The organism is Microbacterium sp. LWH3-1.2, from assembly GCF_040675855.1.
Taxonomy (GTDB): Bacteria; Actinomycetota; Actinomycetes; order Actinomycetales; family Microbacteriaceae; genus Microbacterium.
The window spans coordinates 559,447-577,715 of record NZ_JBEGIK010000001.1; the positions used below are offsets into that span (position 1 = coordinate 559,447).

Sequence of the window (18,269 nt, forward strand, 5' to 3'; positions counted from 1 at the left end):
TCGGGGCGCGCGGCATGCGCCCCGAACGCGCACGATGCGCCCCAAACCTTCGGAGAGGCCGGGGTCACGCAGCGCGGAGGTCGTGGTGGAGGTCCTTCGCGGTCTGCACCACCAGGGGGCCGAGGCGCCGCTCGTCCGCGCGCGCGAGGTGCACGACGAGTCCGAGCGCCACCGGGGGCAGACCCTCGACGCGCGGCAGCGCGGCAGCAACCGAGACGTTGCCGAGGGTCATCTCCTCACGCGTCGTCGCATACCCCAGCGCCCGGGTGCGCGCGATGTCGGCGCGGAGCTCCGCCTCGGTCGCGATCGAGTTCACGGTCTCGCGCTCGAGCGGCGCCTGGAAGTACTGCCGCAGCCACCCCTCGTCGCGCGTCGCGAGCAGCGCCTTGCCCACGCCGGTCGTGTGCAGGGGGCCGCGACCGCCCATGCGACTCAGGGTCGGGATGGACTGGCGGCCGGTGAGGCGACCGACGTAGAGGGCGGTCGAGGTCTCGGGGGACGCACCGTCGAGGACCGCGAGGTGCACGTTCTCGCCGGTCGCCTCGTACAGCCGCACCATGTGCGGCAGCGCCGTCTCGCGCAGGCGCAGCGACAGCGGCGAGAGCTCGCCGAGCTCCCACAGCCGCGGGCCGATCGCATACGTGTGGCCGGGTCCGCGGGTGAGCAGACCCTCCGCGACGAGCGTCGCGAGCAGGCGGTGCAGTGTCGATGACGCGAGTCCCGTGCGAGCCGCGAGCGTCGTCGCGGTGACCGCAGGCTCGTCGTCGGTGAAGCACCCGAGCACGCGCAGCGTGCGCTCGAGCACGCCCTCGCCCTCCGCCATGGATCCTCCCCGTGCGACGTTACCCGCCCCGGATGGCAGAGTGGGCGCATGGCCAACTCGCCCTCCGGCGACTCGATGACCGACCGCATCGTGCGGGTGCTCGAGACGTTCTCCGCCGAACGTTCCATGCAGTCGGCGGCCGAGATCGGCCGCCGCGCGGGGCTGCCGTCGTCGACCGCGCACCGCATCGTCGACGAGCTCGTCGACGCTGGCCTGCTCGAACGCGACGAGGACCGCCGCGTGCACCTCGGCATGCGGCTCTGGGAGCTGGCGCTGCGCGGCTCGACGGCGCTGCGCCTGCGTCAGGCCGCGCTCCCCTCCATGGAACGGGTGCAGGCGCGCATCCGCGAGCACACCCAGCTCGCCGTGCTCGAGCAGGACGAGGCTCTCTTCCTGGAGCGCCTCTCCCACCCCGACGCCGGCGCCAACATCACCCGCATCGCCGGTCGCCTGCCGCTGCATGCCTCGTCGTCCGGCCTCGTCCTGCTCGCGTATGCCCCATCCGCCCTGCGCGAACGGGTGCTCGCCGGTCCGCTGCGCGCCCTCGCCCCCGAGACGGTGACGGATGCTGCGCGCCTGCGCCGCCTCATCGCCGAGGTTCGCCGCGCCGGCGTGGTGGTGGCGCCCGGCTCCATCGAGGCCGTGTCGACCGGCGTGGCGGTGCCGATCCGCGACGCGGGCGAGGTCGTCGCCGCGCTTTCGGTCGTGCTCCCCCGCGAGACCGACCCGGCGTCCGCGATCCAGGCCCTGCGCGACGCCGCCGCCGCGATCGAGTCCGCACTTCGCGCCGACCGCCGCTGACCTCCCCCACCGCCTCCCCGATCCTCATCTGAGGTTCAGGGCCGACCGCCGCTGACCTCCCCCACCGCCTCCCCGATCCTCATCTGAGGTTCGGTGCCGACCGCCGCTGACCTCCCCCACCGCCTCCCCGATCCTCATCTGAGGTTCGGTGCCGACCTGAGGGGCGAAACCGGCCTCCGCCTCCTCAGTTCGGCTGAGGTCCTCAAATGAGGATGCCGACGGGCTTCCCGATGAACGGGAATCGAGCACCACGGCGGCACGGCCGGGTGGACACTGGCCCGAGGCATCCGTTCACGTCGAAGGAGACGTCCATGTCCACGATCCGCACCCGCGTCGCCATCATCGGCGCCGGCCCGGCCGGTCTGCTGCTGTCGCACCTCCTGGGGATCGCCGGCATCGAGTCGGTCGTCATCGACCAGCGCTCGCGCGACGAGATCGAGACCACGATCCGCGCCGGCATTCTCGAGCAGGGCACCGTCGAGGTGCTCGACTCGTCCGGAGCCTCGAGCCGCGTGCGCACGGTCGGCAATCGCCATGACGGCATCGAGCTGCGCTTCGCCGGCCACGGTCACCGCATCGACTTCGCCGACCTCGTCGGACGGGGCGTGTGGCTCTACCCGCAGCACGAGGCTCTCAAGGACCTCATCGCCGTGCGCCTCGACAAGGGCCAGGATCTCCGCTTCGGTGTGACCGCCCTGCGTGTCGAGGACGCGGCATCCGATCTGCCTCGCGTGATCGCGACCGGCGCCGACGGCGCGCCCCTCGAGATCGAGGCCGAGTTCGTCGTCGGCGCAGACGGCTCGCGCAGCGTCGCACGCGAGGCGGTGACCGGGTCGTCCACCGGCGGCTACTTCCGCGAGTACCCCTTCGCGTGGTTCGGCATCCTGTGCGAGGCGCCCCCGAGCGCCGACGAGCTCATCTACAGCAACTCCCCCGACGGGTTCGCGCTCATCAGCCAGCGCAGCGCCACGGTGCAGCGAATGTACTTCCAGTGCGACCCGGACGCCGACCCGAACGCCCTCAGCGAGGAGCAGTTGTGGGAGGAGCTGCAGAAGCGCGTTCCGGGCACGACGCTCAAGGAGGGCCAGATCTTCCAGCGCGACGTGCTGCGCTTCCGCAGCTTCGTCGCCCACGAGCTGCTGCACGGCCGTGTCGCGCTCATCGGCGACGCCGCGCACACCGTGCCGCCGACGGGCGCGAAGGGCATGAACCTCGCCGTCGCCGACGTGCTCGTGCTCGAGCGGGCGCTGCGCGCCCTGCTGCTCGAGAACGACGACCGGCTCATCGCGGAGTTCCCCCAGAAGGCGCTGCACCGCATCTGGAAGGCGCAGCACTTCTCGTGGTGGATGACCAGCATGCTCCACGTCGCGCCCGACGCGTCGGACTTCGACCGCCTGCGCCAGCTCGGCGAGTTGCGCTCGGTCGTCGAGTCCGAGGCCGGCCGAACGTACCTCGCGGAGGCGTACACCGGCTGGCCGCTCGAGGGCCTCGCCTGACGCGGCGGCGCGTGCGGTCGGTTCGGGGCGCAGTGCGTGCGTTCGGGGCGCACGCCGCGCGCCCCGAACGGACGCCGCGCGCCCCGAACGAACGCCGCGCCCCGAACGGACGCCGCGCGCCCCGAACGAACGCCGCGCCCGAACGGACGCCGCGCGCCCCGAACGGACGCCGCGCGCCCCGAACGCCGACGGCCCGGCATTGCCGCTCAACGGGAATGAACGGATGCCGCGGCCTGGGCCTCGGCTATAGTCCGATGCCTATGGCCTCATCGTCGCGGACCACGCGACCCGAGCCGTCGCGCACGGCGTCGGTCGCGATGCTCCTCGCGGCCGTGTGCCTGGTCGCGATGAACATGCGGCCGGCGATCACCGGACTCGGACCCCTCCTCGACCAGATCGGCGCCGATACCGGCATGTCGGTCTCGGCGCTGGGTCTGCTCGCGGCGGTGCCCCTCGTCGCGTGGGCGCTCTTCTCGCCGCTCGCGCACGACCTCAGCCGCCGGTTCGGGCAGCCGCGAGTGCTGCTGTGGTCGCTGCTGGTGCTGCTGCTCGGGACCCTGGTGCGCTCGATCCCGGGCCCGGTGGTGAGCCTCTGGATCGGCACGGCGATCATCGGCATCGGGATCGCCATCATCAACGTGCTCATGCCCGCCGTGGTCAAGCGCGAGTTCTCCGGCCACGTGCCCGCCGTGACAGCGGCGTACACCGCGCTGCTCGCCGGCCTCGGCGCCGTCTCGTCGGGCGTGGTCGTGCCGATCTCGCACATCGAGCTCGGCGGCGATCCCGCCGGCTGGCGCTTCGCGCTGCTCGTCACCGGCGCCGCGCTCCTGCCGTTCGCGATCGTCGCGTGGCGGTGGGCGCACCGCGGAGTCGCCCGGCCGAACGACCGGTCGACGGCGCCGCGCGGACGCACCGGCATCTGGCGTGACCGGATCGCCTGGCTCGTCGCCGCCTACATGGGGCTGCAGGCATCGATGTTCTACATGTTCGTGACCTGGCTCGCCCCGCTGTCGATGTCGATCGGGCGCTCCGAGGTCGTCGCCGGCATCGACGTCATGGTGTACCAGCTGTTCTCACTGGCCGGCTGCCTGCTGCTGCCGCTCGCCCTGCGAGGCGGCCTCGAACGGTGGGCGCCCGCGCTCATCCCCTCGCTCGCGATCGTCGGCGTCGTGGGCCTCATGATCGCGCCCGACGGCGTGCTGGTGTGGGGGTCGCTCATCGGGCTCACCGGTGGCGCGACGCTCGCCATGTCGCTCACGCTCATGGCGCAGCGTGCGCGCGACCACGACACGTCCGCGGCCCTGTCGGGCATGTCGCAGTCGGTCGGCTACTTCATCGCGGCGCTGGGACCGATCGTCTTCGGCGGTCTGCACAGCCTCACCGGCGACTGGGCGGCGTCGCTCGCCCTGGTGCTCGCGGTCCTCGTCGCCCTGACGCTGGTCGGCGTGTTCGCCGGCCGCGACCGCTACGTGCTCGAACGTCGATGACGAGGGGGACGGATGCCCCGCGGCGGCGTCAGTCGGACGGGAAGGCGAGCGTTCGCAGCAGGGTGGCCAGGGTTGCGCGCTCGGATTCCGACAGGGCGGCGTGGACGCGCTCCTCCGCGGCGCGTGCGGCCTCGCCGGCGGCGACGACCAGCGCCCGTCCGACTTCCGTCGCCACGACGACGTTCGCACGCCGGTCGGCCGGGTCGGGCTGACGCTCGACGAGCCCGCGGGACTGCAGGTCGTCGACGAGGCTCACGACCTGGCTCGGGTCGAGCCGGAGGAACTCGGCGAGCTCGCGCTGCGAGGGCCGGGCATCGCCCGAGGTCAGCACCAGCACAGAGTACGACCGCGCCTTGAGCCCGTGCCCGGACAGCGCCGCGTTGCCCGCGGCCAGCGAGATGGCGTTGGCGCGCGCCAGCAGAAAGCTCAGGTCGTCCGTGAGAGCCGACGCGCGGAGGCCTCGCGAGACGGCGACGTCAGCGGCTTTCGGCATGGGCACGATGCTAGCTCAATTCCATGACGATCGGAATGATTGACTTTTTCAACGATCCGGTCTTCAATGGTGCTCGGGCACGGTCGCGGCGAGCCGCCGGCCTCGGAACGAAGGAGTCTCATCCATGCCTCATGACGCACCGCTCGACGGCAAGGTCGCCATCGTCACAGGCTCGGGTCGGGGCCTCGGCCTCGCCTACGCGCAGGAGCTCGCCCGCCAGGGCGCCGCTGTCGTGATCAACGACGTCGACGAGGCCACCGCCGCCGACGCCGTCGCCACGATCGAGGCCGAAGGCGGCCGCGCCGTCGCCGTGGTCGCACCTGTCGGCCCCACCGAGACCGCGCAGCAGCTGGTGCGCACCGCGGTCGACACGTTCGGGCGGCTCGACATCCTCGTCACCAACGCCGGCGTGCTGCGCGACACCGTGCTGTGGAAGATGAGCGACGACGACTTCGACACCGTCATCAACGTGCACCTGCGCGGCACCTTCACCTGCGCGCGCGAGGCCGCGACCTGGATGCGCGAGAACGAGGTGCCCGGCCGCATCATCTGCATCGGCTCCCCCACCGGGCAGCGCGGCAACTTCGGCCAGACGAACTACGCCGCCGCGAAGGCCGGCATCGTCGGCATGGTGCGCACGTGGGCCCTCGAGCTCAAGCGCGCCGGCATCACCGCCAACGCCGTCATCCCGGTCGCCGCGACCGCCATGACCGCGACTGTGCCGTACTTCGCCGCGGCCGTCGAGGCTGACGCCGCCGGCGAGCCGATGCCCGCGTTCTTCCGCCACGACCTCGGGTTCGGCACGTCGGACGATGTCGCGGGGCTCATCGCGTATCTCGCGTCGGATGCTGCGGCCGCCGTCACCGGGCAGGCGATCGGCATCGGCGGCGACCGGCTGCAGCTGTGGTCGCACCCCGAAGCCGTCGCGACCGCCTACAGCGATGGCGGCTGGTCGTACGACGACCTCGCGGCCGGCTTCGCCGAGGCGGCGGGACCCCTGCAGTCCGTCGGCGAGAAGTTCCCGCCGCTCCCCGAAGAGCTGCAGCGCCCGTGACCCGCTACGAACCCGCGATCGACCTCGAGGCGATCACCGCCATCGACGTGCACGTGCACATCGAGGTCGACCACCACGGGCATTCGTCACTGCCCGACGATCTGCGCGACGCGGCAGCGAGGTACTTCAGCACCGACGCACCCCACCCCGACCTCGACGCGGTCGCCGCCTACTACCGCGAACGGAAGATGGCGGCCGTGGTGTTCACGGTCGACGCCGAGACGAACTTCGGGCACTCGCCGCTCTCGAGCGCCGAGATCGCCGAGGGCGCGGCACGCAACAACGACGTGCTCATCCCGTTCGGCTCGGTCGACCCGCTCAAGGCGACCGCCGTCGACGACGCGCGCCGCCTCATCGAGGACCACGGCGTGCGCGGCTTCAAGTTCCACCCGACCGTGCAGGGTTTCGACCCCTCCGACCCGGCGTACGCACCGCTCTACGAGACCCTGCAGGACGCCGGCGTCGTGGCGCTCTTCCACACCGGGCAGACCGGCATCGGCGCGGGCCTGCCGGGCGGACGCGGCCTGCTCCTGGGCCTGTCGAACCCGATGCTGCTCGACCCCGTCGCTGCCCGCTTCCCCGAGCTGCAGGTCATCATGGCCCACCCGTCGGTGCCGTGGCAGGACGAGGCGCTCTCGGTCGCCACCCACAAGCACAACACGTGGATCGACCTGTCGGGCTGGAGCCCGAAGTACTTCCCCGAGTCTCTCGTGCGCGCCGCGAACTCGTACCTCAAGCGCCGCGTGCTCTTCGGCTCGGACTTCCCGCTGCTCACGCCCGACCGCTGGATGCGGGACGCCGAGACCGTCGGCTCGTTCAAGCCCGAGGTGATGCCAGGCATCCTGAAGGACAACGCGCTGCGCCTGCTGGGACTGGGCGGCTGACATGCCCACCCTCGAGGCGGATGCGACGTTCGGGTTCGACCCGTACGCCATCGCGGCTGCGCACCTCAGCCCCGCCGCGCGGGCGGCGCTCGGGCGTCTTCAGCAGACGCTGGAGCGCAGCATCCGTCCCCTGCTCGCCGAGGCGTGGGAGACGGCGACCATGCCGCCCGAGGTCCTCGAGGAGCTCATCCCGCTCGACCTCATGCAGCCGGCGGGGATGGATGCCGAGGAGGCGGCGTCGAGTGTGTACTCGGGATTCCGCAACTACGTGCTGGCCCGCACCGACGTGTCGGTCGCGAGCCTGTACAACGCGCAGTCGGGGCTCTTCCGCACCACGATCGCGCTGGGCGGATCGCCCGCGCAGGCGGAGAAGCTCGACCCGCGCGTGCGGAGCTTCGAGCTGAAGGGCGTCTTCGCGCTCACCGAGCCCGAGCACGGGTCCGACATCGCCGGAGGTCTCGCCACCACTGCGCGCCGCGAGGGCGACGCGTGGGTGCTCGACGGCCGCAAGAAGTGGATCGGCGGGGCCGCGGCATCCGATGTGCTCGTCGTCTTCGCCCGCGACGTCGACGACCACGCGGTCAAGGCGTTCCTCGTGGCCACCGACGCCACGGGCGTGCGACTCGAGGCGATCGGCGGCAAGGTCGCGCTGCGACCCATGCAGAACGCGGTGATCACGCTCGACGGCGTGCGGGTGACCGAGGCGGACCGCCTCCAGAACGTGAACGGCTGGCGCGACGTGGCACGGATCCTGCGCGCGATGCGCTCGGACGTCGCCTGGATCGCCGCCGGCCTGCAGGCCGGCGCGCTCGACGCCGCCGTGCGCTACGTGCGCGAGCGGCACCAGTTCGAGCGGCCCATCGGCGGCTTCCAGCTCGTGCAGGAGAAGCTCGCCCGCATGCTCGGCAACGCCGTCTCCTCCCTCGCGCTCGTGGCGCAGCTGTCCGCCCGGCAGGACCGGGGCGAGTACCCCGACGAGAACTCCGCCCTCGCCAAGCTGCAGACCGCCCGACTCGCGCGCGAGACCGTCGCGCTCGGCCGTGAGGTGCTGGGTGGCAACGGCATCCTGCTCGAGCACGACGTCGCCCGGTTCTTCGCCGACGCCGAAGCCGTGTACTCGTACGAGGGCACCCACGAGATCAACGCCCTCATCGTCGGCCGCGCTCTGACGGGCGCCTCGGCCTTCACCTGAACCGTCCGACCCATCGAAGGAGAACCCATGACCACCACCGTCGACTACGCCGACGTCGCAGGCCTCGCCGGCACCGACCTCGGCTGGACCGAGTGGATCGAGGTCACGCAGGAGCGCGTGAACCTCTTCGCCGACGCCACCGACGACCACCAGTGGATCCATGTCGACCCCGAGCGGGCGGCCGAAGGGCCGTTCGGCGGGGCGATCGCGCACGGCTTCCTGTCTCTGTCGCTGACCGTTAAGTTCTGGTCAGAGCTGTTCGACGTCACCGGTGTGACCACGCGAGTCAACTACGGCCTCGACAAGGTGCGCTTCGTGTCGCCGGTCAAGGTCGGCGCGCGCGTGCGCGGCGGCGCGGTGATCGCCGAGGTCACCGAGATCGCCGGCGGCTACCAGTTCGCCGTCGACCAGACCATCGAGATCGAGGGCGGCGGCAAGCCGGCCGTGGTCGCGCGCGGCCTGTACCGGTTCTACGCCTGACCCACCGGGTCCGAGCACAACCACATCCTCGAGGGAGAGGACTCCGCAACGATGCACAGGGGAATCGGGTTCTGGCTCGCCAAACGGCGCCTGAAGGACCCCGGCAAGACGGCCGTCGTCTTCGGCGACGGCGAGCTCACGTACCGCGAGCTGGCGGACGCCGCCGACCGGGTGGCCGCCGTGCTGTGGCACCGCGGCATCCGCCTCGGCGACGCCGTCGCCTACATCGGCGAGAACAGCCCGCAGTTCCTGCAGGTGATGTTCGGGGCCGCGCAGCTGGGAGCGGTGTTCGTGCCGGTGAACACCCGGCTGGCGGCGCCCGAGATGCAGCACGTGCTGGTCGACTCCGGCGCGCGCGCCGTGGTGCTCGATGCCGAGTTCCTCCCGCGCGCGATGCCGGGCGTGGAGGCCGGCCGGATCGCCCACGTCATCGTCACCGGCGAGGGCCTTCCCCAGCATCCCGGCCTGGCGCGGCTCGTCGCCGAGGCACCCGGTGGGCACACCGTGGCCGATGTCACGCTCGACGATGCGGCCGCCATCATCTACACGTCGGGGACGACCGGCAAGCCCAAGGGTGCGGTTCTCAGCCACGGCAATCTCACGTGGGTCGCCCTCAACTGCATCGTCGACTACGACGTGGTCTCGACCGACGTGTCACTGATGATCTCGCCGCTCTTCCACGTCGCCTCGCTCGGCATGGGCGCGCTCCCGGTGCTCCTGAAGGGAGCGACGCTCGTGCTCGAGAAGGGCTTCGAGCCGGGCCGCGCCCTCTCACTCATCCAGGAGCGCGGGATCACGATGCTGAGCGGCGTTCCCACGACGTACCAGATGATGGCAGACCATCCCGACTGGGCGACGACCGACCTCTCGACGCTGCAGAAGCTCACGTGCGGAGGCTCGGCCGTGCCGACGCGGATCCTCAACGCCTACGAGGAGCGCGGACTGTCGTTCTCACAGGGCTACGGAATGACCGAGACCTCGCCCGGCGCCACGTCGCTCGCACCCGCGATGACCCGCGAGAAGCAGGGCAGCGTCGGGCTGCCGCATTTCTTCACCGAGGTGCGGATCACCGACGAGCACGGTGAGATGGTGCCGCGCGGCACCGTCGGCCAGATCGAAGTGGCCGGGCCCAACGTCTTCCTGGGCTATCACGATCAGCCTGAGGCCACCGCGGCGGCGTTCACCGACGACGGCTGGTTCCGCTCGGGCGACCTCGGGTACCTCGACGCCGATGGCTACCTCTACATCGCCGACCGCCTCAAGGACATGATCATCTCGGGCGGCGAGAACATCTACCCGGCCGAGGTCGAGAACCTCATTGCCGACATCGAGGGCATCTCGGGCGTCGCGGTCGTGGGAGTCCCCGACGAGCGCTGGGGCGAGGTCCCCTGGGCCGTGGTCACGCTCCGCGAGGGCGCCGAGGTCGACACCGAGATCGTCCGCGCGCACCTCGACGGACTGCTCGCGCGCTACAAGCTGCCTAAGAACGTCGTCGTCGTCGAGGACCTTCCCCGCACGGCATCCGGGAAGGTCCGCAAGGCCGATCTCCGCGCCCAGTTCGGTCGGGACTGACGCGCCGCCGGGTCACAGCGGATACTGGCCCGGCTCGCGCCGCACCGTGATCCATCGCGTCTCGGTGAACGCGTCGATGTTCGCCTGAGCTCCTCCGTGGCGCGAACCCGTTCCGGACGCACCCACCCCGCCGAAGGGCGCGTTCGCCTCGTCGTTGACCGTCTGGTCGTTGATGTGAACGATGCCGGTCGGGATGCGCTGCGCCATCGCGAGGGCGGTCAACACATCGCGACTCACGATTCCCAGCGACAACCCGTACTCGGTGGACGCCGCGAGCTCGACAGCCTCGTCGTCGGTCGCGTACGAGACGACCGAGGCCACGGGTCCGAAGACCTCGTCGTGGTGCGCGGCGGCGTCCGCGGGAGTGCCGGCGAGCACCGTCGGGCGATAGAAGAGCCCGTCGTACGAGCCGCCGGCGCGCAGTTGCGCTCCCTCAGCCACGGCGCCCTGGACCAGCGTGTGCACACGATCACGCTGGACCTCGTCGATCAGGGGACCCAGATGCACCTGGCCGGCCGCGGGATCCCCGACATGCATCGACTCGGCCTTCGCGGCGAGCTTCGAGACATACTCCTCGAACAGCGACTCGTGCACGATGTGACGCCCCACGGTCATGCAGATCTGGCCCTGGTGGAGGTAGGACCCCCAGGTCGCCAGGTTGACCGCCTGATCGACGTCCGCATCCTCCCGCACGATGAAAGCCGAATTGCCGCCCAGCTCCAGATGCGCCCGCTTGAGGTGGCGCCCCGCGAGCTCGCCGACGATGCGGCCCGCTCGCGTGGATCCCGTGAACGCGACCACGCGCACGTCCGGGTGGGCCACGATCGCCTCGCCCACCTCCGCGCCACCGGGCACCAGCTGCAAGAGCCCCGACGGAAGCCCCGCCTCCTCGAAGATCCTCACCATCGAGACGCCACCGGTGACGACCGTTCGGGGATCGGGCTTGAGGAGCACGGCGTTGCCGAGAGCCAGCGCGGGCGCAACGGCGCGGATGCCCAGGATGAGCGGAACGTTGAACGGCGAGATGACACCGACGACACCCACCGGCACCTGCTGCGCGAGCGATAGCCTGGGCTCCTCGCTGGAGAGGATCGAGCCGAGGGGTGCCGACGGGAGCGCCGCCGCCTCGTAGCACTCGGCGGCCGTGACGTGCAGTGCGAAGCCCGCGAGCGGCGGGATCGCGCCCACCTCGCGGATGTTCCAGCCCATGATCTCGTCGGCGTGCTCTTCCCACAGCTGCGCCGCGCGACGCAGCACTGCCGCCCGCACGGGGTGGGGGGTCGCCGCCCATTCACGCTGAGCGCGCGCCGCACCCGTGGCGGCGCGCGCGACATCGTCCGCCGACGCGATCCCGACGGTCGCGATGGTCTCGCCCGTCGCGGGCGCGATGGAGGGGATGGTGCCGCCCCCGGCCCGGACCCACTCGCCGTCGATGAAGATCCGTCCGGTGAAGGAGCTCTCGTCGATGAGCGTGCCGGTGGTCTCGATCGTGCTTGACATGTGTCTTCCCTCTCTGCGCGCGTCAGGCGTGGCTGCGTGCGAGTCTGTGTGCGCGTCGGCCGGGCGCGCTCTCCGTCCAACCTTTGCGGACCACGCGGACGGCGTCCTCCGCGAGCTCCAGGGCGTCGTCGAACGGCGCCCGCCAGATCGCCAGGATGTCGGCTGCACCGCCGAGGAGGGGTCTCGAGAAGGCCTCCACACCCCACCTGCCCGTGTAGCCGTCGTCCAGAGCCTGCCCAACGATGGCGGCGATGTCGAGTGCTCCGGTGGAGAGCGCGCCGCGACCGGACTGACCGAGTTCGAGGTACCGCAGCCGCGGGAGCGCCGCGCGGATCGCGGCGGGCATGTCGGCCTCCTCGATCGCCATGTGGAACGTGTCGAGATGAATGCCGAGGTTGTCCGATCCGCTCAGCTCCACGAACTCGACCGCCTGCTCGGCAGTGTTGATCGCCGACGTCTCGTACCTGTTGAGCACCTCGAACGTCATCGCGACACCCGCGGCGGCGGCGTAGTCCGCGACAGCCCCGACCTCGCTCGCAGCGCGTGCGATCGCCGATCGCGACGTGGGCCCGCCCGGCGGGCCGAACCGGCCGTAAGGCACGCCGTTGAGCTGATCGGCGCCGAGGACCGTCGCAAAGTCGACCGCTTGACGCAGCGCGGCCGCACCGGCGCGGCGCTCCGCGTCGTCCTCCGACGACACGTCTGCTCCCGGCCCCTGTCCGGTCATCGCGACCGGGACGAGGTCCGCCTCTTCGAACACCCGCCGCAGGGCCAGAGCGTCCGTCTGCGACGGATCGAGGGGCGGCAGCACCGCCCGTCGGTACTCGAGTGCGCGGAGCTCACCCAGCAGGGGCGCGAGGGCTGCAGGAGTCGCATCCGCCACGGCGATGCTGACGTGGAACGCGAGGTCGAGGTGAAGAGAGGAGTTCATGCGTGCCCTATCCCGTCGTCAGAACACCGGCAGCTCGAACCGCTGCTTGAACGCCGAGTACCCGTCGTCGACGTGGACGACCGTGCCGTTGATGGCGTTCGCCTCGTCCGATGCGAGGAACGCGACCACGTTCGCGATCTCCTCGGGTGCGGTGAGGGCGTTGCGCAGCTGCTCCGACGCGAAGAGCTGCTTCAGCTCGTCGGAGAACTGGTTGATGATGGCGGTTCCGACGCGGCCCGGCGTGATCGCGACCGCGCGCACGCCGTAATCCGCCAGCTCGTACGCGGCCGACCGGGTGAAGGAGATGACGGCGGCTTTGGCCGCGCTGTAGCTGAACGCGAGCTCGGCGGCCTGCTCGCCGTAGATCGACGAGGTCGAGATGATGACTCCGCCGGTCCCCTGCCGGCGGAACTGCCGCCCGGCGGCGAGCATGCCGTGATAGACGCCATCCTGATCGACACGGATCATCGGGGCGTAGTCGACGGCGGGATCGTGCTCGAGCAGGGGCTTGCCCCCCGCGATGCCGGCATTGTTGAAGATGACGTCGAGCTTGCCGAAGGCGTCCACGGCTGTCTGGACGGCCGCCTCGACCTCGTCGTAGACCGAGACGTCGACCCCGACCGCGACGGCGCTTCCGTCCGGCAGGGTGTCCACAACCTCCTGAGCCCGATCCGCGGCGATGTCGGCGACGGCCACCTTCGCCCCCTCGTCGATGAACTTGCGGACGGTCGCGAGACCGATCCCGCTGGCGCCCCCGGTGATGAGTGCCGCTTTGCCTGCCAAGCGCATGTCGTCGTCCCTTTCGTCTCGTTCTCGCGTCGTATGGATGGCCGATGCGGGTGGAGGCGACGGTGCGCCCCCACCGGCATCGACGAATTCAGCCGAGCTTGTCCGACGGGGTGATGTCGGCTGCGTTCTCGGTCGTGACGAGGGTGACCCCGACCGCCTCGAAGTTGGAGGTCGGCATCGTCCCGTCCTCCTGGTACGCCACGATCGCCGCCGTCACGTCGTCGTTGATCGACGGCCAAGGCTGCTCGACGGTCGCCAGGAAGGGGCCGCCGGCCTGGATGGCTGCGATCGCCTCGCTCGTGGCATCCACACCGGTCACGACGGCGTCGCCGCCCGCCTCGGTGACCGCCTGGACTGCGCCGAGAGCCGCGTCGTCCCAGCCGACCCAGACGGCGTCGAGGCCACCCGGGTTCGCCGAGAGGTAGTCGGCGACGAGTGCGAGGGCTTCGGTACGACCGGTCGCGGGAGAGACGACCTGCTGGATCTCGCCCCCTGCCAGGGTTGCGCCAGCGGCCTCGAGATCCTCGGCGGCGATGCTCGCACGCATGCGGATGCCGGCGTGAGGGTCGTGACCGATGACCATGATGTTCTTGCCTTCGAGGCCCCCGATCGCGTCCGAGATCGCCCCGAGGGTCTGGTCCACGATCTCCTGCTGGTCGGTCGTGATGTTGAGCGCGTAGGCATCCGTGGCCTCGGTGCCCGCGTCGATGGCGAACATCGGGATGCCGGCATCCTTCGCCGCCGTCACGATCGAGCCGATCGACGCGACGTCGGTGTAGCCGTTGTAGACCGCGTCGGCGCCCTGGCCGATCGCGCTCTCGACAGCGGGGTTCATCTTCTGGAAGTCGAAGTCGCCCTGGATCATCGTGAGATCCCAGCCGAGCTCGTCGGCCTGCTGCTCGACGGCCTTGACCCACCAGGCGCCGATCGGTGTCTGGTTGCCCGACGTGAATGCGACGACGCGGAACGGCGCGTCGCCGCCGGTCTCGCCGGTCGATCCGCCGCCGGACGAGCAGCCCGTCAGGGCGAGGAGGGCGACGGCCGCGGCCGCGATGGCTTTCACTGAGGTACGCATGGAACTACTCCTTTGTGTCGTTGCGTGTTCTGTCGATGGGTGCCCGGAGCCGCACTCCGAGCAGAGGGAGGAGAGAGTCTGAGGGTCAGCGCTCTCGATGTCGGAGGGACGAGAGGGTCACGGCGGCGATGATGATGAGGCCGGTGACCACCTGCTGCACGTACGCGTTGACCCCGAGGACGTTGAGGCCGTTGCTCATGACGCCGATGATCGCGACGCCCACCATGGTTCCGCCGATGTTGGCGGCACCCGACCGCACGACCGTCATGCCGAGGAACACCGCAGCGACCGAGAAGAGGAGGTTGTCCTCGCCCTGCACGGCGCTCGCGCTTCCGAGACGGGCCGCGAGGAGGATCCCGCCGACGGCTGCGACGAGGCCCGCGATCGAGAAGGCCAGCAGGCGCGCGCGACGCACGTTGACACCCGAGAGGCGTGACACCTCGGCGTTGCCCCCGGTCGCGTACCACCGACGACCCATGGTGGTGTACCGCAGGACGAACCACAGGACGATCGAGATGAGGATGGCGATGAAGACGGGCAGCGGGATCTCGAGGAATCGCCCCTGACCGAGGCTGTTGAACTCGGGAGGAAGGTTGAACAGGGTCGTGCCCGCCGTGACGAGGAACGCCAGACCCGTCACGGACGTCAGCGTCGCAAGCGTCGCGACGAAGGCGGACAGGTTCAGGTAGGCGATCAGCAGTCCGTTGATGATCCCGATCAGCAGGCCGACCGCGAGCCCGATGAGGATCGCCACGGGGACGGGAACGCCGCCGAGCATGAGCGATGCGACCACGGCACCTGCGAGCGAAGAGGTCGCCGCGACCGAGAGATCGAAGTCCCCGACGACCATGACGATCGTCTGAGCACCCGCGATGATCGCGAGGATCGCGACCTGATACAGGATGTTGCGCACGTTCGTGAACGTCAGGAACACGTCGGGCCGCATCGCGAAGAAGAACACGACGAGCGCGATCAGCGCGATGACGGTTCCCCCCGAGAGGAGCGTCTGCCCCATCGACCGGCGCGGGACCGCGATCGTGTCGGTCGGGTCCTCGATACCGGGGTTACGCATGGTCGTCATGCGAGTCCGCCTTTCCGTAGCAGTAGCTGAGGAGGACCTCTTCGTCCGCCCCTTCGGCCGCGACCTCTCCCGAGATGCGGCCCTCGTGCATGATGAGGATCCGGTCGCTCATCCCGATGAGCTCGGGAAGCTCGGAGCTCACCGCCACGACCGTCGTGCCCTCCGCGGCGAGCCGTCGGATGAGCCGGTAGATCTCGCCCTTGGTCCCGACGTCGATCCCCCGAGTGGGCTCGTCCATGAGGAGGATGCGTGGCCCGCGGGCGAGCATCTTGGCGAGCACGACCTTCTGCTGGTTCCCGCCCGAGAGCTCCCCGACCGGCTGGCGCTGGCTGCGCGCCTTGACGCGGAGGTCGGTCATCCCGCGGCTGACGATGTCGGAGATGCGGGCCCCCGACACCACCCCCATCGTGCTGACGGCGGGGATGTTCGCGAGGGCGATGTTGTCGCGGATGGTCGAGCTGAGAATGACTCCCTGGCTGCGGCGCTCCTCCGGCACCAGTGCGATGCCGGCTTCCAGCGCACGTTCGACTCCCGGGGAATGACGTAGGACCTTGCCGTCGACGGTGATCGTCCCGGCCGTGTGCCGCTGAGCGCCGGAGAGGATCCGCAGCAGCTCGCTGCGGCCCGAGCCGGCGAGTCCTCCGATGCCGAGGACCTCGCCGCGGCGCGCGACGAACGACACGCCCTTGACGCGGCGGCCGTCGAGCCCTTCGACGGCGAGGGCCACCTCGCTCGTCGTCGGCGTCGTTCGCTCCGGGTACAGCTGACCCGCTTCGCGGCCCACCATGTTGGAGATGACCTCGTCGATGTGCGAGTCCGCGACGTGCTTCGTCAGGATGGTCTTGCCGTTGCGCATGATGGTCAAGCGGTTGCACAGCTCGAAGACCTCTTCGAGGCGGTGCGACACGTAGACGATCGCCACACCCTCATCGCGCAGCCGGCGCAGCACGGAGAAGAGCTCGGTGATCTCCGTATCGGTCAGGGATGCCGTCGGCTCGTCGAGGATCAGCACCCGCGCATCCGTTGCGAGGGCCCGGGCGAACGCCACCATCGTCTGCTGGACGGGAGACAGCTCGCCTGCGAGTCGGCCGAGGGGGATCCGCTGATGGATCCGGTCCAGCTGCTCCTTCGCGCGACGGCGAAGTGTGCGCCACTGCACCACCCCGCCCCGATGGGGGGTCTGCTCGCCGAGCAGGATGTTCTCCGCGACGGTGAGGGACGGGATGATCGACAGCTCCTGATAGAGCGCGACGACTCCGGACCGCTTGGCCACACGCACGTTGGCGAACTCGACCTCTTCGCCCGACCGCCAGAGGGTCCCCGCGTCGGGGGCGTAGATGCCGGTGAGGACCTTGATGAGCGTCGACTTCCCCGCACCGTTCTCGCCGAGCAGCGCGTGGATCTCGCCAGGCAGCACGGACAGTCCTGCCCCCTCGAGCGCGTGCACGCCGTCGAACCGCTTGACGATGTCGCGCGCTTCGAGAGCTGCGGTCGTCGTGGTGTCGTCCACCAGGGTCACGATCGCACCCCCGCTTCGTCGATGGGATTGCACCGGATGACGACCTTCGGGTGCTCACCGCTCAGATGCGCCGCGAAAGCTGCGGGCGCGTCGTCGAGATCGAAGACCGCGGCCGTGAGCTCGTCGACTTCCAGGTGCGGCAGGACCTGCAGGGCGCGCGGGAATGCGTACGGAGAGACGAAGACCCCCGTGATCGTGAGCTCCTTGAGATACAGGAAATCCGAGAGGTTCAACGGCATCTCGAAGTCCGCGGGGTACATCGCTCCGTAGACCACGGTTCCGCCCTTGGCCGCGATGTCGAGCAGACCCGGGACTGCCCGCACCGAACCGGAAGCGTCGATGACGACGTCATAGCCCCGCGCGTCGGTGAGCGCGAGTGCACGGGCGACCTGGTCCTCCGACACGGGGTCGATGGTGAACTCCGCTCCGTGCCGGCTCGCCATCTCCCGGCGCGCGGCGATGGGCTCGATCATCGTGAGCGACGTCGCGCCCGCCATGCGCATGACCTGCAGCGCCAACTGGCCGATCGGCCCTCCCCCGACGATCGCGACCCGGTCGCCGACGTGGACGCGCGTCTTGTCGACGATCCGCACGGCGACGGATGTCGGCTCGAGCAGGCATCCCTTCAGCAGCGACACGCTCTCGGGCAGCCGGTACACCTGCGACTCGTGCCACGTGATCGTCTCGGCCATGCCCGGCCGGTTGTAGTCCTGGATGTTCTCGCAGAACTGCTGCCGGCCCTCCTGGCACGGACGGCACGTGCCGCAGAAGCGGAGGAAGTTCCCGGCGACTCGGTCGCCCACCCGCAGGCCGTTGCGGTGCGCCCGCTCTCCCAGCTCCTCGACGACACCCGAGATCTCGTGGCCGAGCCCGATCGGCACGGCCGTGCCGAAGTAGCCCTCCGCGAGGTGAGGATCGGAGCCGCAGATCGCGGCATACGCCACTCGGATCCGCACATCCTCCGGGCCCAGCGGCTGTGCCGGGAAGTCCACGACGTCGATCAGCCCGCGGGAATCCGGATCGGGATCGCGCAGACTCCCGATCCTCGTGACGGCGACCGTCTTCACTTCGCACCCTCCTCGTGGAGCATCG

General features: G+C 70.4%; 17 protein-coding genes. 8 read left to right on the top strand and 9 right to left on the bottom strand.

The window, feature by feature from the left end; all coding sequences use genetic code 11:
* Positions 1 to 64: 64 nt before the first annotated feature.
* Positions 65 to 823 carry an IclR family transcriptional regulator gene (locus MRBLWH3_RS02675; protein WP_363428444.1) on the bottom strand — a complete coding sequence of 253 codons (759 nt, stop codon included), beginning with the start codon at positions 821 to 823 and terminating at the stop codon, positions 65 to 67.
* A gap of 48 nt (positions 824 to 871) precedes the next feature.
* Here MRBLWH3_RS02675 and MRBLWH3_RS02680 point away from each other — a divergent pair, with 48 nt between their 5' ends.
* The 3 genes from MRBLWH3_RS02680 to MRBLWH3_RS02690 all read left to right on the top strand — a co-directional run bounded on the left by MRBLWH3_RS02680 (position 872) and on the right by MRBLWH3_RS02690 (position 4,607).
* Positions 872 to 1,624 carry an IclR family transcriptional regulator gene (locus tag MRBLWH3_RS02680; RefSeq protein ID WP_363428446.1) on the top strand — a complete coding sequence of 251 codons (753 nt, stop codon included), beginning with the start codon at positions 872 to 874 and terminating at the stop codon, positions 1,622 to 1,624.
* Between the two features lie 311 nt (positions 1,625 to 1,935).
* The gene (locus MRBLWH3_RS02685; protein ID WP_363428448.1) at positions 1,936 to 3,120 is read left to right on the top strand and encodes a 4-hydroxybenzoate 3-monooxygenase; all 1,185 of its coding nucleotides are present in this window, start codon (positions 1,936 to 1,938) and stop codon (positions 3,118 to 3,120) included.
* A 260-nt stretch (positions 3,121 to 3,380) separates the two neighbouring features.
* Entirely contained in the window at positions 3,381 to 4,607 is a 1,227-nt protein-coding gene (locus tag MRBLWH3_RS02690; RefSeq protein WP_363428450.1) for an MFS transporter, read from the top strand.
* Positions 4,608 to 4,635: 28 nt separating this feature from the next.
* On the opposite strand, the gene MRBLWH3_RS02695 is transcribed toward MRBLWH3_RS02690, so the two are convergent.
* Positions 4,636 to 5,100 (bottom strand): MarR family winged helix-turn-helix transcriptional regulator, encoded by a 465-nt coding sequence (locus tag MRBLWH3_RS02695; protein ID WP_363428452.1) that lies wholly within the window; start codon positions 5,098 to 5,100, stop codon positions 4,636 to 4,638.
* Between the two features lie 124 nt (positions 5,101 to 5,224).
* Between MRBLWH3_RS02695 and MRBLWH3_RS02700 the strand changes: the two genes are divergently transcribed.
* Genes MRBLWH3_RS02700 through MRBLWH3_RS02720 form a run of 5 tightly spaced genes read left to right on the top strand, consistent with a single transcriptional unit; the run spans position 5,225 to position 10,282 of the window.
* Positions 5,225 to 6,154: an SDR family NAD(P)-dependent oxidoreductase gene (locus MRBLWH3_RS02700; protein WP_363428454.1), complete on the top strand. Its 930-nt coding sequence runs from the start codon at positions 5,225 to 5,227 to the stop codon at positions 6,152 to 6,154.
* Entirely contained in the window at positions 6,151 to 7,038 is an 888-nt protein-coding gene (locus MRBLWH3_RS02705) for an amidohydrolase family protein (protein WP_363428456.1), read from the top strand. The genes MRBLWH3_RS02700 and MRBLWH3_RS02705 overlap by 4 nt, the downstream gene beginning before the upstream one ends.
* 1 nt (position 7,039) lies before the next feature.
* Positions 7,040 to 8,230 carry an acyl-CoA dehydrogenase family protein gene (locus MRBLWH3_RS02710; RefSeq protein WP_363428458.1) on the top strand — a complete coding sequence of 397 codons (1,191 nt, stop codon included), beginning with the start codon at positions 7,040 to 7,042 and terminating at the stop codon, positions 8,228 to 8,230.
* A gap of 27 nt (positions 8,231 to 8,257) precedes the next feature.
* Positions 8,258 to 8,710: a MaoC family dehydratase gene (locus tag MRBLWH3_RS02715; RefSeq protein ID WP_363428460.1), complete on the top strand. Its 453-nt coding sequence runs from the start codon at positions 8,258 to 8,260 to the stop codon at positions 8,708 to 8,710.
* Positions 8,711 to 8,761: 51 nt separating this feature from the next.
* Positions 8,762 to 10,282, top strand: a complete 1,521-nt coding sequence (locus MRBLWH3_RS02720; protein WP_363428462.1) for an acyl-CoA synthetase — start codon at positions 8,762 to 8,764, stop codon at positions 10,280 to 10,282.
* 12 nt (positions 10,283 to 10,294) lie between these two features.
* Here the strand turns inward: MRBLWH3_RS02720 and MRBLWH3_RS02725 are convergent, their stop codons facing one another.
* The 7 genes from MRBLWH3_RS02725 to MRBLWH3_RS02755 all read right to left on the bottom strand — a co-directional run bounded on the left by MRBLWH3_RS02725 (position 10,295) and on the right by MRBLWH3_RS02755 (position 18,244).
* Positions 10,295 to 11,782 carry an aldehyde dehydrogenase family protein gene (locus tag MRBLWH3_RS02725; protein WP_363428464.1) on the bottom strand — a complete coding sequence of 496 codons (1,488 nt, stop codon included), beginning with the start codon at positions 11,780 to 11,782 and terminating at the stop codon, positions 10,295 to 10,297.
* Between the two features lie 22 nt (positions 11,783 to 11,804).
* Complete coding sequence (locus MRBLWH3_RS02730) at positions 11,805 to 12,713, bottom strand: sugar phosphate isomerase/epimerase family protein (RefSeq protein WP_363428466.1); 909 nt, start codon at positions 12,711 to 12,713, stop codon at positions 11,805 to 11,807.
* Between the two features lie 18 nt (positions 12,714 to 12,731).
* Positions 12,732 to 13,502, bottom strand: a complete 771-nt coding sequence (locus MRBLWH3_RS02735) for an SDR family NAD(P)-dependent oxidoreductase (protein ID WP_363428468.1) — start codon at positions 13,500 to 13,502, stop codon at positions 12,732 to 12,734.
* Positions 13,503 to 13,590: 88 nt separating this feature from the next.
* Complete coding sequence (locus tag MRBLWH3_RS02740; RefSeq protein ID WP_363428470.1) at positions 13,591 to 14,577, bottom strand: sugar ABC transporter substrate-binding protein; 987 nt, start codon at positions 14,575 to 14,577, stop codon at positions 13,591 to 13,593.
* Positions 14,578 to 14,662: 85 nt separating this feature from the next.
* Entirely contained in the window at positions 14,663 to 15,658 is a 996-nt protein-coding gene (locus MRBLWH3_RS02745; RefSeq protein WP_363428472.1) for an ABC transporter permease, read from the bottom strand.
* Positions 15,642 to 17,177 (bottom strand): sugar ABC transporter ATP-binding protein, encoded by a 1,536-nt coding sequence (locus tag MRBLWH3_RS02750; protein ID WP_363428474.1) that lies wholly within the window; start codon positions 17,175 to 17,177, stop codon positions 15,642 to 15,644. Before MRBLWH3_RS02750 ends, MRBLWH3_RS02745 begins: the two co-directional genes overlap by 17 nt.
* Positions 17,174 to 18,244 (bottom strand): zinc-dependent alcohol dehydrogenase, encoded by a 1,071-nt coding sequence (locus tag MRBLWH3_RS02755; protein ID WP_363428476.1) that lies wholly within the window; start codon positions 18,242 to 18,244, stop codon positions 17,174 to 17,176. The genes MRBLWH3_RS02750 and MRBLWH3_RS02755 overlap by 4 nt, the downstream gene beginning before the upstream one ends.
* Between the last annotated feature and the right edge of the window lie 25 nt (positions 18,245 to 18,269).

Bases quoted from the DNA above. Each gene is read 5' to 3' on its own strand.
- MRBLWH3_RS02745 (WP_363428472.1), bottom strand. From the start codon at position 15,658: ATGACGACCATGCGTAACCCCGGTATCGAGGACCCGACCGACACGATC.
- MRBLWH3_RS02740 (WP_363428470.1), bottom strand. From the start codon at position 14,577: ATGCGTACCTCAGTGAAAGCCATCGCGGCCGCGGCCGTCGCCCTCCTC.
- MRBLWH3_RS02690 (WP_363428450.1), top strand. From the start codon at position 3,381: ATGGCCTCATCGTCGCGGACCACGCGACCCGAGCCGTCGCGCACGGCG.
- MRBLWH3_RS02710 (WP_363428458.1), top strand. From the start codon at position 7,040: ATGCCCACCCTCGAGGCGGATGCGACGTTCGGGTTCGACCCGTACGCC.
- MRBLWH3_RS02725 (WP_363428464.1), bottom strand. From the start codon at position 11,782: ATGTCAAGCACGATCGAGACCACCGGCACGCTCATCGACGAGAGCTCC.
- MRBLWH3_RS02700 (WP_363428454.1), top strand. From the start codon at position 5,225: ATGCCTCATGACGCACCGCTCGACGGCAAGGTCGCCATCGTCACAGGC.
- MRBLWH3_RS02685 (WP_363428448.1), top strand. From the start codon at position 1,936: ATGTCCACGATCCGCACCCGCGTCGCCATCATCGGCGCCGGCCCGGCC.
- MRBLWH3_RS02730 (WP_363428466.1), bottom strand. From the start codon at position 12,713: ATGAACTCCTCTCTTCACCTCGACCTCGCGTTCCACGTCAGCATCGCC.
- MRBLWH3_RS02675 (WP_363428444.1), bottom strand. From the start codon at position 823: ATGGCGGAGGGCGAGGGCGTGCTCGAGCGCACGCTGCGCGTGCTCGGG.
- MRBLWH3_RS02720 (WP_363428462.1), top strand. From the start codon at position 8,762: ATGCACAGGGGAATCGGGTTCTGGCTCGCCAAACGGCGCCTGAAGGAC.
- MRBLWH3_RS02735 (WP_363428468.1), bottom strand. From the start codon at position 13,502: ATGCGCTTGGCAGGCAAAGCGGCACTCATCACCGGGGGCGCCAGCGGG.
- MRBLWH3_RS02695 (WP_363428452.1), bottom strand. From the start codon at position 5,100: ATGCCGAAAGCCGCTGACGTCGCCGTCTCGCGAGGCCTCCGCGCGTCG.
- MRBLWH3_RS02680 (WP_363428446.1), top strand. From the start codon at position 872: ATGGCCAACTCGCCCTCCGGCGACTCGATGACCGACCGCATCGTGCGG.
- MRBLWH3_RS02715 (WP_363428460.1), top strand. From the start codon at position 8,258: ATGACCACCACCGTCGACTACGCCGACGTCGCAGGCCTCGCCGGCACC.